The sequence below is a fragment of the Vogesella aquatica genome (assembly GCF_028548455.1).
GTDB lineage: Bacteria > Pseudomonadota > Gammaproteobacteria > Burkholderiales > Chromobacteriaceae > Vogesella > Vogesella aquatica.
Genome location: NZ_JAQQLF010000005.1, coordinates 16,323 through 33,408 on the forward strand (window position 1 = coordinate 16,323; position 17,086 = coordinate 33,408).

13 protein-coding genes are annotated in these 17,086 nt (G+C 59.9%); 5 read left to right on the forward strand and 8 right to left on the reverse strand.

Features of this window, described 5'->3' with window-relative positions; translation table 11 throughout:
- Positions 1 to 69 precede the first annotated feature (69 nt).
- Both PQU95_RS04250 and PQU95_RS04255 read left to right on the forward strand, forming a co-directional pair.
- Positions 70 to 1,878, forward strand: a complete 1,809-nt coding sequence (locus tag PQU95_RS04250) for a putative nucleotidyltransferase substrate binding domain-containing protein (RefSeq protein WP_272750839.1) — start codon at positions 70 to 72, stop codon at positions 1,876 to 1,878.
- Positions 1,875 to 2,483, forward strand: a complete 609-nt coding sequence (locus PQU95_RS04255) for a 3'-5' exonuclease (protein WP_272750840.1) — start codon at positions 1,875 to 1,877, stop codon at positions 2,481 to 2,483. The genes PQU95_RS04250 and PQU95_RS04255 overlap by 4 nt, the downstream gene beginning before the upstream one ends.
- 165 nt (positions 2,484 to 2,648) lie before the next feature.
- Here the strand turns inward: PQU95_RS04255 and PQU95_RS04260 are convergent, their stop codons facing one another.
- The 3 genes from PQU95_RS04260 to radC all read right to left on the reverse strand — a co-directional run bounded on the left by PQU95_RS04260 (position 2,649) and on the right by radC (position 4,236).
- Positions 2,649 to 3,023 (reverse strand): Gfo/Idh/MocA family oxidoreductase, encoded by a 375-nt coding sequence (locus tag PQU95_RS04260; protein WP_227304260.1) that lies wholly within the window; start codon positions 3,021 to 3,023, stop codon positions 2,649 to 2,651.
- A 211-nt stretch (positions 3,024 to 3,234) separates the two neighbouring features.
- Positions 3,235 to 3,486: a hypothetical protein gene (locus PQU95_RS04265; protein WP_272750841.1), complete on the reverse strand. Its 252-nt coding sequence runs from the start codon at positions 3,484 to 3,486 to the stop codon at positions 3,235 to 3,237.
- Positions 3,487 to 3,561: 75 nt separating this feature from the next.
- Entirely contained in the window at positions 3,562 to 4,236 is a 675-nt protein-coding gene (radC, locus tag PQU95_RS04270) for a RadC family protein (RefSeq protein ID WP_272750842.1), read from the reverse strand.
- Positions 4,237 to 4,392: 156 nt separating this feature from the next.
- On the opposite strand from radC, the gene coaBC reads away from it, so the two are divergent.
- From coaBC to PQU95_RS04285, 3 genes are read left to right on the forward strand one after another with little or no spacing between them, the layout of a single operon-like run.
- Positions 4,393 to 5,583, forward strand: coding sequence for a bifunctional phosphopantothenoylcysteine decarboxylase/phosphopantothenate--cysteine ligase CoaBC (gene coaBC / locus PQU95_RS04275; RefSeq protein WP_272750843.1), 1,191 nt, complete (start codon positions 4,393 to 4,395; stop codon positions 5,581 to 5,583).
- Between the two features lie 6 nt (positions 5,584 to 5,589).
- The gene (gene dut, locus PQU95_RS04280; RefSeq protein WP_272750844.1) at positions 5,590 to 6,042 is read left to right on the forward strand and encodes a dUTP diphosphatase; all 453 of its coding nucleotides are present in this window, start codon (positions 5,590 to 5,592) and stop codon (positions 6,040 to 6,042) included.
- Between the two features lie 21 nt (positions 6,043 to 6,063).
- A complete protein-coding gene (locus PQU95_RS04285; RefSeq protein ID WP_272750845.1) occupies positions 6,064 to 7,047 on the forward strand; it encodes a GGDEF domain-containing protein in 984 nt (327 codons plus the stop codon).
- A gap of 78 nt (positions 7,048 to 7,125) precedes the next feature.
- Here the strand turns inward: PQU95_RS04285 and PQU95_RS04290 are convergent, their stop codons facing one another.
- The 5 genes from PQU95_RS04290 to PQU95_RS04310 all read right to left on the reverse strand — a co-directional run bounded on the left by PQU95_RS04290 (position 7,126) and on the right by PQU95_RS04310 (position 16,736).
- Complete coding sequence (locus tag PQU95_RS04290) at positions 7,126 to 7,950, reverse strand: ABC transporter permease (RefSeq protein ID WP_272750846.1); 825 nt, start codon at positions 7,948 to 7,950, stop codon at positions 7,126 to 7,128.
- A gap of 3 nt (positions 7,951 to 7,953) precedes the next feature.
- On the reverse strand, positions 7,954 to 9,216 hold the full coding sequence (locus tag PQU95_RS04295; RefSeq protein WP_272750847.1) for an ABC transporter permease: 1,263 nt from the start codon (positions 9,214 to 9,216) through the stop codon (positions 7,954 to 7,956).
- A gap of 75 nt (positions 9,217 to 9,291) precedes the next feature.
- Positions 9,292 to 10,329 (reverse strand): ABC transporter substrate-binding protein, encoded by a 1,038-nt coding sequence (locus PQU95_RS04300; protein ID WP_272750848.1) that lies wholly within the window; start codon positions 10,327 to 10,329, stop codon positions 9,292 to 9,294.
- 69 nt (positions 10,330 to 10,398) lie between these two features.
- Positions 10,399 to 11,514, reverse strand: coding sequence for an ABC transporter ATP-binding protein (locus tag PQU95_RS04305; protein WP_272750849.1), 1,116 nt, complete (start codon positions 11,512 to 11,514; stop codon positions 10,399 to 10,401).
- A gap of 419 nt (positions 11,515 to 11,933) precedes the next feature.
- Positions 11,934 to 16,736, reverse strand: a complete 4,803-nt coding sequence (locus PQU95_RS04310) for an NAD-glutamate dehydrogenase (protein WP_272750850.1) — start codon at positions 16,734 to 16,736, stop codon at positions 11,934 to 11,936.
- Positions 16,737 to 17,086: the final 350 nt, after the last annotated feature.

Genomic DNA, 17,086 nt, shown 5'->3' on the forward strand with positions numbered 1-17,086 from the left:
GCAGGGCTGGCTAGCCATTTCGATAGCACCGTATGCTGGAGAAATGAGCCACCCACCGGACCTGCCAGCATGAGCCGCTTCGACTTTACCCATCCGCCGTTTACCCACCTGAGCCCGCACGAACGACAGGCACTGGAGGGCGCGGCGGATATCGTGTTCCTCGATAACGACGAAGTCATCATGGCGCCGGGTGACAGCGTGGACAGCCTGTATGTGCTGATCAAGGGGGTGGTGCGCGAAATGGCCGACGACGAAGTGCTGGCCGTGTACCACGCGCAAGACACCTTCGACGCCCGCGCCATGGTGGCCGGTGTGGCCACACAGCGCTTTGTGGTGCACGAAGAGGCGCTGGCCTACTGCCTGCCGCGTGCCATGGTGATGCAGCTCACCGAAAGCAACCCGCGCTTTGGCGCATTTTTCTACGCCAGCGTGGCGCAAAAATTCGGCGCACTGGCGCAAAACGCCGGCACCCGCGAGCTGCAAACCCTGCTCACGGCCACCGTGCGCGACGCCTGCAGCCGCTTGCCGGTCTTTGCCGACGGCCAGGACAGCGTACTGGACGCTGCCCGCATCATGAAGCAACGTAAAAGCAAGTCCATCCTGGTACGCTACCTGGGCCAGCTGGGCATGTTCACCACTACCGATTTTCGCGACACTATCCTGAACGAACTGCCTGCCAGCACACCGCTGCACCAGGTATGCCACTTCAACCTGATTACCACCGATATCGACGGTTTCCTGTTTGACGCACTGCTAACCATGACGCAGCGCAACATCCGCCGCCTGGTGGTGATGGACCAGGGCGAGCCGGTGGGCATTCTGGCGCAGGTTGATATCCTGTCCTATTTCTCCAACCACTCGCACCTGATTGCCCACAAGCTGGAACGCGCTGACACCCTGGACGAGCTGCAGGACATCGCCGGCCAGATCACCCGGCTGGTGGGCATCCTGTCCAGCCACGGGGTCAAGGCACCACAGCTGGGCCGCCTGGTACAGGCACTGAATGCGCGGCTGTTCGAGCGCACCTGGCAGCTGATCGCCCTGCCGGAAGTCGTCGCCAACAGCTGCCTGATTGTCATGGGTTCGGAAGGCCGTGGCGAACAGATCCTGAAAACCGACCAGGACAACGCACTGATCATCCGCGACGGCTTTGACCACCCCACACTGCCAGGCGCCTGCCAGGCATTCAGCGATGCGCTGGCACGCTTTGGCTACCCGCCTTGCCCCGGACGCATCATGGTAAGCAACCCGCAGTGGTGCCAGCACGAGCAAGGCATGCGCGACCAGCTATATCGCTGGCTCTATCTGCCGGACGGCGACGCGCTGATGAACCTGGCCATCTTTGTGGATGCCGAAGCGGTTGCCGGCGACCACACGCTGCTGGCGCACAGCAAACACTATCTGAACAGCCTGCTATCCGACGATGAAAGCTTCTACGCGCGCTTTGCCCGCGCCATCGAGCAATTCGACACGCCCCTGGGCTTCTTTGCCCAGCTGCTCACGCGCGAGCAGAACGGCGAAGCCACGCTAGACATCAAGAAAGGTGGCATCTTCCCCATCGTGCACGGCATACGTTCACTGGCTTTGCGCCACAATATCGCGGCCAACAATACCTTCGAGCGCCTGCAGCGCCTGGCAGAAAACGGCCACCTGGAGCGGGAGTTCGCCAACGACATCAACGAAACCCTGGCTTTCCTGCTGGGCCTGCGCCTGAGCCATGGCCTGGCCGACCTGGAAGACGGCCGCCCGGCCAGCAACCTGATTCGCCCCGACCGCCTGTCCACACTGGAAAAAGACCTGCTCAAAGACGCTCTGGCGCTGGTGAAGAAATTCAAGAACCTGCTGCGCCACCAGTTCCGCCTGGGGGCCGTAGCATGATAGGCGCACTGAAAAAACAATGGGCGGCACACCGGCTGAAAGACCCGCGCTTTGCCATGCTGCTGCAAGAGCAGAACCAGGAGCTGGTCAGCCTGGACTGCGAAACCACCAGCCTGAACGTGCGCGACGCCGAGCTACTCTCTATTGGCGCGGTCAAGATACGCGGCCAACGCATCCTCAGCAGCGAATCGTTCTATGTCCTGGTGCGCCCGGAACGCAAGCCGGATGCGGGCAGCGTACGCATACACGGCCTGCGCCCGCGCGATGTATCAGACGGCCTGGCCCCGCAAGACGCGGTAACCCGCCTGCTGGACTTTATCGGCGGCCGCCCGCTGGTGGGCTACTACCTGGAATACGACGTGGCTATCCTGAACAAATACGTGCAGCCGCTGACCGGCATCAAGCTGCCGAACCGCCAGATCGAGGTATCCGGCCGCTACTATGACTACAAACTGCGGCAAAACCCGGACAGCAATGTGGACCTGCGCCTGGCCACCCTGGTGGATGACCTGCGCGTACCCGCCCTGCCGCGCCATGACGCACTGAACGACGCCATCACCGCCAGCATGCTGTACCTGGCGCTGAAAAAGCGGGGCTTCGGCTAACTAGCAGCCAACACTCGCCGCACCGGCATTCAAAGGCATGCGGCCAACCTTCAGCGGGTGGGCCGCATGAAAAAAGGGCGTGCTTTCGCACGCCCCTCAAGCGACCGGTACTGTCGTACAGCGGCCGGTTACTGCATCGATACTTTAGTAGCCCAGCACCAACCTTCAGTAACTGAGCGAGTCATGCCGGGTTTCTACCAGCTCGCCCGCCGACAGCGACATCAGCAGCAGGGCAATGCGCTCGTGCATGATGACAGTGTGGGTGTTACCGGCAAACTGCATGAATCGGCGCAGATCTTCGCGCACTTTGCGCGAGCCGGTCAGGTCGATAATGATATCCACCCGCTCGCCCTGCTCCGCCAGTTCGATGAAATTATCGGTTACCGGCACCCCGCGCTCGCGCGCCAGCGCCACACCCGGCAACGCCAGGTTGAGCTCGGCCACGCCGATCAGCTCCACATAGGGCGCGTTCAGCAGCTGCCGCAACAGCGGTGTAGCCGTTTCGCCGGCACCCACCATGGCAATACGAATCTTGTTCATGTCCATCCTCGCTTGCGCCTTATGTAACACGCATTGAAGCACGTACTTTATCAAGCCCGCCCCGGCGTGATTTGCGCCAGATCAAACCCAGGCACATTCTATAGAAATATCAGAAATTGCACAGTTTAATTGCGCAAAAAGGCAATAAAACAGCACAAATCAAAATATAACTCCGCCCTAAGGACCATATCGCATTCACCCCTTACCATCATCAATGCAAAGCTTGCCGGCTAAGAAAACGGATATAACCGACACTCTCGATCCAGTAAGCGCCATCCGCCAGCGGCGTGGCGTCTTCCAGATCGGCTACGGTCAGCACCAGATCGGCTTCGTTAATGTGCGCCTCCAGCACAATATCGTCGTCATCGGCGTAGTCTTCGCTGGCATACATGAATTCAGGCTTTACCAGCTGGTTGTTCACCTGGATATACTCGGACTGATTCATCAGACGCAAGATGTTCATGGCTTGCTCCTTTCGACCCGGCCAAGCGGCAAGGTTGGCCGCACGACAACAGCAGGGGCAACCACCAGGCTGCCGCTACACCCAGCCGCGCGCCGCCAGTGATTCGGCGTACTCGCCCGTGACAACAAAATGATCCAGTAAATTGATATCGACCAGCTGCAAAGCCTGCTTGAGCGTGGCGGTAAGCCGACGGTCGGCGTCGGAAGGCTCGGCCACGCCAGACGGATGGTTATGCGCCACAATCACGCTGCAAGCATTGTGCTGCAAGGCCCGCCGCACCACCTCGCGCGGGTAGACCCGTGTTTCGGTCAGCGTGCCTCTGGCCAGCTCTTCGACAGCCAGCACACGGTATTGTGCCGTCAGGAAAATCACGCTGAACACCTCCACCTCGCAATACCCTATCGCCACGCGCAGAAAGCGCTGTACGGCTTCCGGGCAGTCCAGCACATCCGCTGCGGCCATTTCTTCGGCTAGCAGCCGCCGCGCCAGCTCGTGCATGGCCATGAATTGCACGTACTTGGCAGGCCCCAGCCCGGCCTGCTGTTGAAACTCGTCGGCGCGCGCACCCAACAAACGCCCCAGGCTACCAAAGCGCTGCATTAACAGGCGTGCCATATCGACAGCCGAGCAACCTTTGATGCCTGTTCTTAGAAATATCGCCAGCAATTCGGCATCTGACAAGGCTTGTGCACCCCGTGCCAACAATTTTTCACGCGGACGTTCGGCCGCGGGCCATTCGCTAATAGACATAGTCCCTCCTGCGCACTGGCGGAACCTTCATCATCCGGCATGCTGCCATCTCCATAAAATGCATTTTCCATGCCAAATGATCTGCCACGGCAGCCTGCGTGCAGGTGCAGCATTACGTTACAATCATGCCTTGCACGATCTACGGCAGGCAGCAACATGACGCAAAAACGCATTCTTCTTGGCATTACCGGCGGTATTGCCGCCTACAAGTCGGCCGAGCTGACCCGGCTGCTGGTCAAGGCAGGCCACCATGTGGAAGTGGTGATGAGCGAGGCCGCTACCCGCTTTGTTACCCCAGCCACCTTCCAGGCGCTGTCGGGCCATGCCGTCTACACCGATATCTGGGACCCGCGCCCGGACAACGCCATGGCGCATATCGAGATGTCGCGTCGTGCCGACGTGTTCCTGATCGTGCCAGCCACTGCCGACTGCATTTTCAAGCTGGCGCACGGTGCCTGCGACGATCTGATCAGCACCATGGCCGCCGCCCGTACTTGCCCGCTGGTAGTGGTACCCGCCATGAACCGCCAGATGTGGGAAAACCCGCCCAACCTGCGCAACATCGCGCAGCTACAGGCCGATGGCGTTCAGGTGTGGGGCCCGGCACACGGCGTGCAAGCCTGTGGCGAAACCGGGCCGGGGCGGATGCTGGAACCGGAAGAGGTGTTCGACCTGCTGGGTGGCGTATTCAGCGCCAAGCCGCTGGCAGGCAAAAAGGTGCTGCTGACCGCCGGCCCCACGTACGAACCCATCGATACCGTGCGCGGCATCACCAATATCAGCTCCGGCAAGATGGGCTACGCGCTGGCGCGTGCCTGCCGTGACGCCGGCGCCGAGGTAACCCTGGTCAGCGGTCCTACTGCCCTCACCCCGCCCACACTGGTGCATACCATTGCGGTACAAAGTGCACAGGACATGTACCAGGCGGTACTGGCCGAAGTTGGCCGCAGCGATGTGTTCATCAGTGTGGCCGCCGTGGCGGACTACCGCGTGAAAAACCGCTCGGAACACAAGATCAAGAAAGGCGACAGCCTGCCGGTGATCGAGCTGGAAGAAAACCCCGACATCCTGGCCACCGTGGCCGGCCTGCCGGCCGCGCCGTTCTGCGTGGGTTTTGCCGCAGAAAGCCAGAACCTGCTGCAGTACGCCGACCAGAAACGGCGCCGCAAGAAAGTCCCCTTACTGGTGGCCAACCTGGCCCAGCACGCCATGGGCGCTGATACCAATAGCGTGACGCTACTGGATGACCACGGCCAGCACCCGCTGCCCGACATGCCCAAGGCCGATGTGGCCCGAGCCATCGTTCAACATCTGGCCCAAAGCCTTAACCTGAAAACTGAAAACTGACATCGCATGAAACCTGTTATCGACGTACAAATCCTGGACCCACGCCTGAAAGACAACCTGCCCGCCTACGCCACCAGCGGCTCTGCCGGCCTGGACCTGCGCGCTGCCACCGAAGCCGACATGGTGATCCAGCCTGGCGAAACCGTGCTGGTACCTACCGGCATGGCCATCCACCTGGCCGACCCGGGGCTGGCGGCCATGATCCTGCCGCGCTCCGGCCTGGGCCACAAACACGGCATCGTGCTGGGCAACCTGACCGGCCTGATCGACTCCGACTACCAGGGCCAGCTGTTCGTATCAGTATGGAATCGCGGCAGCATGCCGTTTACATTGGCACCACTGGAACGCATTGCACAAATGATTATCGTGCCTGTGGTACAGGTTGGGTTTAATATTGTAGATAGTTTTATCGATACAGAGCGTGGCAGCGGTGGTTTTGGTAGCACCGGCCGCCAGTAAAACCGGTTGATACGGATGAAAATGGACCAGCACGCCCAGCCCTCCAGCATCGCCACTCTGATGGAACAGATGGCGAAAATGACCTCGCAGCGCGAGCAGCGCGAGCTGGAACGGGCATTGCTGGAGCTGGTGAGTGCATTTTTGCAAAGCGACAGCATTGCCCTGTACGGCGTGCGCTACGCCGAGTCGCTGCCCGAGCTGAAGCTGCTGCAGGTCGCAGAAAAAGACAGCCAGATCTCCCCCGATAGCTGTGGCTGGCTACCCGCCGGTGATGATGCGCGCAAAGCCATCGCCATTGGCCGCGACCATCGCGCGCCGTGGGAATATGGCGGCCATATCTGGCAAGTGATCTACCAGAAAAACAACATCATCGCGCTGCTGCAGATAGAGCATGGCCCGCTGACACCTGACGAGCTGGGTTTCCTCAGCGGCATGGTACGCATCCACGAAAACTACCTGCGCCTGCTGTACGATGCAGAACGTGACATGCTTACCGGCTTGCTGAACCGTCGCTCGTTCGATGCCCGGCTGTACGAGCTGCTGGACAATCCGGACTACCAGCACACCCTGGCCTTGGTGGATATCGACCACTTCAAACTGGTAAACGACCGCTACGGCCATATCGTGGGCGACGAAGTCCTGTTACTGGTTGCGCACCACATGGAACAGGTGCTGGGCGCACACGCCCAGCTGTACCGCTACGGTGGCGAGGAGTTCGGCATTATCCTGCGCGACGAACCGCAACTGGCCATGACCCGGCTGGAAGCGCTGCGGGAAAACATCGCCAGTTTCAATTTTCCGCAGGTAGGTGCAGTCAAGATCAGTATGGGTTATGTACTGATAGGGGGGCAGATGCTGCCGGCCAACGTGGTGGAGCAGGCCGACCGCGCGCTGTACTACGCCAAGGAAAACGGCCGCAACCAGACCTGTGCTTACACGCAGCTGCTGCAACGCGGCGAGATCGCGGCGCAGATACCGTACGAAGGCGATATCGAGCTGTTCTGACCCTGCTGCGGCCAACCTTGCTGCCACAAAAAAGCCCCTGCCAACCGGCAGGGGCTTTTGATTGGCGCAAGCCTGGCATCAGGCCGCGCTGGTACGGGTCTTCTCGGCCCGGCCACGCAACCATTCCAGCGTCAGCAGCAGGGCGATGGAGAACAGGATTAGCACCGTGGCCGCGGCGGCAATCGCCGGACTGATGTTCTCCTTGATACCGCCAAACATCTGGCGCGGCAGCGTAGTCTGTTCCGGGCCAGCCAGGAACAGCGTCACCACAACCTCGTCAAACGAGGTGGCAAAGGCAAACAGCGCACCCGAGATCACACCCGGCGCAATCAGCGGCAGTACGATGCGGCGGTAGGTGGTAACCGGGTTGGCACCCAGGCTGGCACTGGCACGGATCAGGTTGGCGTTGAAGCCGCGTAGCGTAGCCGACACGGTAATCACCACAAAGGGTACGCCCAGCGCGGTATGCACCAGAATCAGCGCAAAGTAGCTATTGGACAAACCCAGCGGGGCAAAGAACAGGTAGGCCCCCACGCCGACGATCACCACTGGCACCACCATGGGCGAGATCAGCACGCTCATCAGCACCGACTTGCCGGGAAAGTCCGACGAGGTCAGGCCGACGGCGGCCAGCGTCCCCAGCGTCGTGGCCAGCAGTGTGGCCGCCGGCGCCACGATGAAGCTGTTCTTCAGCGAGGTCAACCACACACCATTACCGAAAAACTCCTCGTACCAGCGTAGCGAGAACGACTTGATCGGGTACAGCAGGAAGGTATCGGCCGAGAACGACAAGGGCACGATCACCAGCAGCGGCGACACCAGGAAGATCAGGATCATCACGCAAAAAATGCGGAAGCTCCAGAACCAGACGCGCTCGATAGGCGAAGCATAAGTTGGCAGCATGGCTTACCCCAGACTCAGTTTATTGGCACCCACCAGCTTGCTGTACACCGCGTACAGCGTCATGGTGGCGATCAACAGCAGGCTACCCAGCGCAGCGGCCATACCCCAGTTGATGGTGACGTTGGTGTAGAACGCCACGTAGTAGCTCACCATCTGCTCTTCCGGGCTACCCAGCAGGGCCGGGGTGATGTAGTAGCCGATACACATGATGAATACCAGCAAGGCACCGGCAGCCACACCAGCCACGGTCTGCGGGAAGTAGATCTTCCAGAAGGCGGCAAACGGGTGGTCACCCAGCGAGATAGCGGCGCGCATATAGGTTGGCGGGATACTCTTCATCACGCTGTAGGCCGGCAGAATCACGAATGGCAGCAGGATGTGCACCATGGCGATATACACGCCGACACGGTTGAACGCCAGCTGTAGCGGCTCACCGATAATGCCGAGGTTCATCAATGCGCTATTGATCAGGCCTTCGCGTTGCAGCAGCACGATCCACGATGCCACGCGTACCAGCACCGAGGTCCAGAACGGCAGCAGTACCAGAATCATCAGCAGGTTGCTTTTGCGTGCCGGCAGGTTGGCCAGCCAGTAGGCCAGCGGGTAACCCAGCAGCAGGCAGAACACGGTCACCCAGAAGCTGATCCACAAGGTACGGCCAAAAATGCTGATGAAGGCACGTTCTTCCTCTGGCGCCAGCTCCGGCGTACCGGCCTTGGTTTCACGCAGATCGAGCGAGCTGTACAGGTAATATGGCGTCCAGCTCTTGGCATTCTTGGCAATGACGTGCCAGTGGTCCGGGTCGCCCCAGCGCTCGTCGATCTGGATGAAGCGGTCACGCATGCTTTCGCCTGCGGCCAACTCCAGCGGCATCTTGCGCGCGGTTTTCTGGATCAGCGAGCGGAAGCCGCTGATGTCCATGTTCAGACGCTTGGCCACTTCCGGCACGGACTTGTCTTCTTTGGCGGCGGTCAAGTCGCGGGCCATGGCCTGGAATACATCCTCAGACGGCAGGGCACGACGATCCCAGCTGGCAATCAGCTTGCTGGTGGCAGGCAGGTGGGTTACCACCTCCGGGTTATCAACGCTGCGACCCAGCAGCATGAAGATAGGTACCAGAAAGGTCAGCAGCAGGAAAATAGCCAGCGGGGCAACCAGCGCCACCGCTTTCAATTGCTTGTTACGGCGCTCGCGTGCCAGCTTGACGGTAAGCAGCTCGCCATCTGCAGCTGTGAGCGGGGCATTCACGGTAAGGGTTTGGGACATGGTGGGCATCACTTCCAGCAAAGTCCCGCCAGCCCCGGGGGGGGCGTGGCGGGACGGTTCAGGCAAGGTGGCTACTTAGCGGGCAGCCCAGGCGTTGAAGCGCTCTTCCAGCTCTTCACCATGCTCAACCCAGAAGTTTACATCCAGGGCCAGCGCGTTTTTCAGGTTGGCAGGCCAGGTTGGCAGGTTGGTCGCAGACTTCGGGTCTACCTTCTGGATGGCTTTCAGGTTGGTCGGGCCGTAGGCGATCTTGTTGGAGTACACCGCCTGGTTTTCCGGCTGGCTGGCGTGCTTGATGAAGTCCATCGCCTCTTTCAGCTTCGGCGAACCTTTCGGGATAGCCCAGGAGTCCACGTCGTATACGCTACCGGTCCACACCACTTTCAGGTTCTTGCCTTCTTTCTGCGCGGTATCGATACGGCCGTTATAGGCCGAGCTCATCACCACGTCACCGGAAGCCAGGAACTGCGGCGGCTGCGCACCGGCTTCCCACCACTGGATATTCGGCTTCAGCTGGTCCAGTTTCTTGAAGGCACGGTCCACACCGGCTTTGGTAGCCAGCAACTTGTATACGTCAGCAGGTTTCACGCCGTCAGCTTGCAGGGCGAATTCCAGTGTGTACTTGGCACCCTTGCGCAGGCCGCGCTTGCCCGGGAATTTTTTCACGTCCCAGAAATCGGCCCAGCCTTGCGGGGCAACCTTGATCTTGTCTGCGTTGTAGGCCATGGCAGTAGACCATACAAAAATGCCCACGCCGCACTCCGATACCGCCGGCGTCACAAAGTCAGCCTTATTGCCTACCTTGGACCAGTTGATTTTCTCGAACAGGCCTTCCTCGCAGCCGCGCAGCAACTCTGGCGACTCTACTTCCACCACGTCCCAGCTCACCTTCTTGGCATCGACCATGGCCTTGATCTTGGCCATTTCGCCGTTGTAGTCACCCGCGGTAATCTTGTTGCCGCTGGCTTTTTCGAAGGTCTGGTAGTAGGCCACGGCTTGTGCGTCCTTGTTGGCACCACCGAAAGAAATCACGGTGATGTCTTTGGCCATGGCCGGGGCGGCCAGTGCTACGGCAACGGACAGGGCCAACAGGCGTGGGGTGTTTTTGTTCATAGTCATAACTCCTCTGGGGGATATCGCTTTGCAGGACGTTGAAAGCGCCCGTGTGGTCGGGCTTTTTATTTAGTGCGTGTAAACCGAGGCATCCAGCGCGCGAATGTCACGCGCCATCCAGCCTATATCCAGTGTGTCGCCTACTTTCCAGCTGCTATCGAGCTCGCCGGCAGGCACCTTCACCATGAAACCGCTCTGCCCTGCCACATCCAGGCGCAGGCGCACGTGGTCGCCGAAATAGATGAACTCGGCCAGACGGGCCTGCAGGCGGTTCTCGCAAGCTTCAGCGTAGCGGTTCAGGCGCACGCGTTCGGGGCGAATAGACATGGAGGTGGCTTCGCCAGCCTTGCCTACGCAGACAGCAGCAGCCTGTACGGTGTTGCCGTTGCCCAGGCGCACGGTGCAGTGCTGATCCTGCACTGCCACGACTTCGCCGTGCAGGGTATTGTTTTCGCCAATGAAGTTGGCCACGAAGGAGTTCACCGGTTTTTCGTACAGCACGTTGGCCGCGTCGATCTGCTGGATGATGCCGTCCTTGAACACCGCTACGCGATCGGACATGGTCAGCGCCTCACCCTGGTCGTGGGTGACGTACACCACGGTAATGCCCAGGTTTTCGTGGATGTGCTTGATCTCCAGCTGCATGTGCTCGCGTAGCTGCTTGTCCAGCGCGCCCAGCGGTTCGTCCATCAGCACCAGCTGCGGTTCGAATACCAGCGCACGCGCCAGCGCCACGCGTTGTTGCTGGCCGCCGGACATCTGGCCGGGGTAGCGGTTTGCCAACGCGTCCAGCTTCACCATACCCAGCGCTTTTTTCACACGGTCGGTGATCTCGGACTTGCTCATCTTGCGGATGGTCAGCGGGTAGGCCAGGTTCTCGGCCACGGTCATGTGCGGGAACAGCGCGTAGTTCTGAAACACCATGCCGATGTTGCGCTTGTGCGGCGGCACGTGGTTCAGCAGCTTGTCACCCAGACGGATCTCGCCGTGGGTAGGGGTTTCGAAACCGGCCAGCATCATCAGGCAGGTGGTTTTGCCGGAGCCGGACGGCCCCAGCATGGTGAGGAATTCGCCTTTGCGAATGTCCAGATCCAGGTTCTTGACGATCAGGGACTCGCCGTCATAGCTCTTCTGTACCCCACGAAAACTGACCAGGGTGTCGGAGGCCGTGTGTTTCTCGCTCATCATGTCCTTCCTGAGTAGTTCCGCAATGCGGAATATTGTTTCGTTTTTATCAGATTAACCAGCATCTTTATCGAAGTAAAGTGCTAGGGCACGACCCTGCCCTGTGGTTTGTCTTCCTGTCTCTATGCACAGGTGTCCATTAATTTAATCGCCCCGTTTAATAAAGCAAACCACCCAGGCGTGCTTTTTCGAAATATGAATAAGCAATCAAGCAAGACGGGGACATGCAGCACTTTTTCAGTGCATGCGATTGGGATTTATTGAGCGGAATATGCGCAATTCACCGGCTGAACCGCATGGAATTGCACCAAATAGCATCATCACTGCACCGTGATGTAAAACGCTTGTTTGTGGCATCGTGACAACAAAAAAAGCCGACCTTGCGGTCGGCTTGAAGGGAGTAATGCAAGAAAGCGGAATTATGCGAGCAGATGGTTATTCAGCTCGCGCATGCCGGCGGACAACATGGCCAGATCCAGTGTTTCGAAAGACTGCAACTCGGCAAACATTTGCTGGCAGGCTTCCACCTCGGCCGCACGTTGCTGCAGCCACTGGCTGACAAAACCGGCGTCTTGCGACACAGACAGCGCACGCTGGGTCAGCGAGCGGTGCTGGCGGTACAGGTCGTCACGCAGCGCGCTGCGTGCCAGCGATTGCCAGCGGTTGTCGCGTGGCAGCTGGGTAATGGCCGCACGCAGCCAGTCCAGCTGCAGGTCACGGCCCAGTTGCAGGTAGTTGGCCGCAATGTCTTCCAGCGCCAGCTCGCCATCTTCGCCGATCTCGATCAGGTCCATCAGCGGCACGGCAAACTCCAGGCGCGCCAGCACGCTGGCCAGCTCGGCCGGTACGTTTGGCTGCGTCAGGCGTTTTTCCAGACGCGCTACCTGCGGGTAGGTGTCGGCGCTGATCAGCTGCGGCAGCTTGGCCAGCAGCGCTTGCACCTTGTCGCCGAACTGCGCGATGGTGGCCTCTACCGAGCCGGCAGCACGGCGGTTGCGCAGTACCCAGCGCACCACGCGCTCTACCAGGGTACGCACCATCACCATCATTTCTACTTGCAGGTCGGCCGATACCAGGTTGTCCAGGCTTTCGATGCGGGTCCACAGGCTTTCGGCATCAAAGACGCGGCTGGCAATCCAGAACGCGCGGGTGATGTCGGCGGCCGAGAACGACGACTCTTCCTGCATGCGGAACACGAAGGTGGTGCCCATGCGGTTGATGATCAGGTTGGCCAGCTGGTTGGCGATGATCTCGCGTTTCAGGTGGTGCTTCTGCATGGCATCGCCAAAACGCTGCTGCAGCGGTTTCGGGAAGTAGTTCACCAGCACCGGCAGGAAGTCGGCGTCATCCGGGACGTCGGTCTTCAGGATGGCCTGGTCCAGCGAGATCTTGCTGTAAGCCAGCAGTACGGCCACTTCTGGCGGGGTCAGGCCCTGGCGGGCCAGGCGGCGCTCGCCGATCTGCGTATCGGACGGCAGGTACTCGATCTCGCGGTTCAGTTCGCCGGTTTTTTCCATGTGCGTAATCATGCGCGAGTGGGTACTCAGCATGGACGCGGCATGGCTGCGGTTTACTGCCAGGATCTGGGTCTGCAGGTAGTTGTTGCGCAGTACCAGGTGGCCCACTTCTTCGGTCATCTCGGCCAGCAGGTCATTACGCTGCTTCAGCGTCATGTCACCGGCTTGCATTACCGCACCCACCAGGATCTTGATGTTCACTTCGTGGTCGGAGCAGTCCACACCGGCGGAGTTGTCGATGGCATCGGTGCAGATGCGGCCGCCAGCCAGCGCAAACTCGACGCGGCCCAGCTGGGTGCACGTCAGGTTGCCGCCTTCGGCGACCACTTTGACCTGCAGCTGGTTACCGTTGACACGTACCGGGTCGCACGCGCGGTCGCGGGCGTCGGCGTGGCTCTGGGTAGACGCCTTCACATAGGTACCGATACCGCCGTTGTACAGCAGGTCGGCTTTGGCTTTGAGCAGCTCGTGGATCAGCTCGTTCGGCGCCATGCTGTCCTTGTCGGTTTCCAGCCAGGCCTTGACTTCTGGCGACAGCGGGATGGACTTGGCAGAACGCTCGAAGATGCCGCCACCTTGCGAGATCAGCTCGCGGTTGTAGTCGGTCCAGCTGGAGCGCGGCAGGTTGAACAGGCGCGCACGCTCGGCAAAGCTGGCCGCCGCATTCGGCGTCGGGTCCAGGAAAATGTGCAGGTGGTTGAACGCGGCTTTCAGGCAGATGTGCTCGGACAGCAGCATGCCGTTACCGAATACGTCACCAGCCATGTCACCGATACCGATCACGCTGAAGTCCTGCTCCTGGGTATTGATGCCCAGATGGCGGAAGTGGCGTTTCACCGATTCCCATGCGCCGCGGGCGGTAATGCCCATGCCTTTGTGGTCGTAACCGGCGGAACCACCCGATGCAAACGCGTCACCCAGCCAGAAACCATAGGCTTCCGAAATGCTGTTGGCGATGTCGGAGAAGGTTGCAGTGCCCTTGTCGGCAGCCACTACCAGGTACGGATCATCCGGGTCCAGGCGGCGCACATCGGCCGGCGGTACCACCTGGCCATTCACCAGGTTGTCGGTCACGTCCAGCAGGGCCGAGATAAAGGTTTTGTAGCTGGCGATACCTTCGGCCATGAAGGCTTCACGGTCGCTTGGTGCCGGCAGCTGCTTGCCGACGAAACCGCCCTTGGAACCCATCGGCACGATGACCGAGTTTTTCACCATCTGGGCTTTCACCAGACCCAGCACTTCGGTACGGAAGTCTTCCATGCGGTCGGACCAGCGCAGGCCGCCACGGGCCACTTTGGAGCCGCGCAAATGCACGCCTTCCACACGCGGGCTGTATACCCAGATCTCGAACAGCGGGCGCGGCTGCGGCAGGAAGGAAATCAGGCTGGATTCCAGCTTGAACGACGCGTAGGACTTGAACTCGCCGGCTTTGTCTTTCTGCCAGAAGTTGGTGCGGCGGGTCGCCAGGATCACCTGCAGGAAGCCGTTCAGGATGCGGTCTTCGTCCAGGTTGGCCACGCCGTCCAGCAGGTCTTTCAACTCTTCCTGCAAGGCGGCAGCACGCACGTCGTCAAACGCAGCGGGGTGCAAGCGGGCAGCAAACAGCTGTACCAGGCGACGGGTGATTTCCGGGTAGTGCGCTACGCAGTTTTCGATATAGGTCTGGCTGAAGGTCAGGCCGCCCTGGCGCAGGTATTTGGCCAGTGCGCGTACCAGGGTGATTTCACGCCAATCCAGGCCTGCCACCACGGCCAGACGGTTGAAACCGTCGTTTTCGCAGTCTTTGGCAAACACGCGAGACAGCAGTGCCTGGAAGTTTTTCTGCACGGCTTCGTCCTGCATGGATTCGGCAGCGCCCCCCAGCTCCAGGCCGAAGTCGCTTACCCACACGGTGCCGTCGTTCAGCTCGATGCGGTACGGGTGCTCGTCGCGCACCTGTACACCCATGTTTTCCAGGATAGGCAGGCTGGCAGACAGGCCCAGCGGCTCGCCACCACGGAACAGCTTCAGGTTGAAGCCATGGCCACGGTGGAAGGCGCGGTACAGCTTCATGGTCAGGCCGTGGCTGGCGGCAGCATCTTCAATCAGCTGGATATCCAGTACGGCGTTGCGCGCGGCAAACTCTTCACGGTAAGCCACCGGGAAAGCACCACGGTAACGGTTGAACAGCAGGTTGCCCTTCTCTTCACCGTGCGCTTCGATCAGCAGATGGTGCAGCTCTTCCTGCCAGCCGCGCACCACGCGCGCAATGTCGGCTTCCAGCTCGTGCGTGCGGAACTGCGGCAGGTGGCCGCCCTGGGTACGGATGATGTAGTGCACGCGCGCCAGGGTGCTATCGCTGATCTGTACGCTGAACTCGGCCGACGCGCCGTTGAAGGCATTCATCAGCACGCGCTCGATTTTCAGGCGGATTTCGGTATTGAAGCTGTCACGTGGCACAAATACCAGGCAGCTTACATAACGATGGTAGCGGTCGGTACGGGTGTACAGGCGCACACGCGGGCGCTCCTGCAGGTTCACGATACCTTCCACGATAGGGGTCAGGGTTTCTGCCGGGATTTCGAACAGCTCGTCACGCGGGTAGCTTTCCAGCACAAAACCCAGGGTCTTGGCTTTGTAGCTGTTGTCTACGTAATCGCAAGCGGATACCACGTGGGCCACTTTTTCACGCAGCAGCGGGATGTCCTTCGGCGACTGCTGGTAAGCGCTGGCGGTGTACAGGCCAAGGAAACGGCGCTCGCCGACGACCTCGCCCTTGCTGTTGAAGCGTTTGATGCCGACGAAATCCATGTAGGCGGAACGATGCAGCACCGAGCGGGACTGCGATTTGTTCAGGATCAGCAGCTGCGGCTGGTGCGCCAGTTCGCGCAGGTCTTGCGGCAGCGCCTCGAAGCTCTCGGAATACTCTTTATCACCCTGGTCTTTCAGGAAGCCCAGGCCGGAGTGCTTCACGATCTTCAGGCTGTCTTTGCCGTCACGCTTCACCAGGTCGTAATCGCAGTAACCCATGAAGATGAAATGGTTGGCTGCCATCCAGTCCAGGAAGGCAACGGCTTCAGCGGCTTCGCGCTCGCGCTCGCCCTTGATGGCGGCCAGGTCGGCACGCAGGGCGGCAACCACCTCGCGCATCTGCGGCTCGTCGTCTACCACACGGCGCAGGTAGGACAGCACATCGTTCAGGTCGGCTTGCAGCGCTTTGAGCACGGCCGGGTCGCTGACGCGATCTACCTGCACGTGGATGAAGGATTCCAGCGGCAGGCTGCGGTCTTCGGTGCGCTTGAATTCGGCAATGATGCCGTCCGCGCTGCGGCCAACCGACAGCACCGGGTGCACCAGCAGGTGCAGGTTCAGGTTGTGGCGTGCCAGCAGCATGGCTACCGAATCGATCAGGAACGGCATGTCATCGTTCGCGATCTCGATCACGGTGTGGGTGCTCTGCCAACCGTCACGCTCGAAATCAGGGTTGTAAATACGGGCCTTGGCCTGGCGTGGCGCGCGCTTCTTGGCGAATTCGAAATGCGCCATGGCTGCGCCGAACAGATCCAGCGGCGAGAAGCTTTTCAGGTCTTCGTGTTCGGTTTCTTCAAAGTAAAGCGGCACAAAGGACCCCAGACTTGCGGCGTCCTGGCTGGACAGCTTCTGCTCTGCTACCGCCTGGATATCAGCAATCAGGCTCAGAAATTCAGTCTTGTTGGTAAGCGACATGTTGCTTCTCGTATTTGTTTTGGGAACACAGGTGTTGTGTGAGCGCATTGTAAGAGCGCCCACACCCTAGGGATTTCCTTATTGCGACATGCTCGTACACATTCAATAACCGCACTGCACAATGACAAGTACTTGCGCAGCGGGAAATTGACAAATCGTGCACTTTTTGCCTTATAGCAATGCGACGGCAAATTACAAAATGAATATGCGTAAAAAACAGGCTTTTTTGCAAAAACACTCAACAAGCCACTGTATATAAAGACATTTCCCTCCTTATAAAAAAGACAGTAGAATTCGCCCCCCGCACGCAAGCACACACGGCAACCACGCCGGCGCATTGTGCCTGCTGC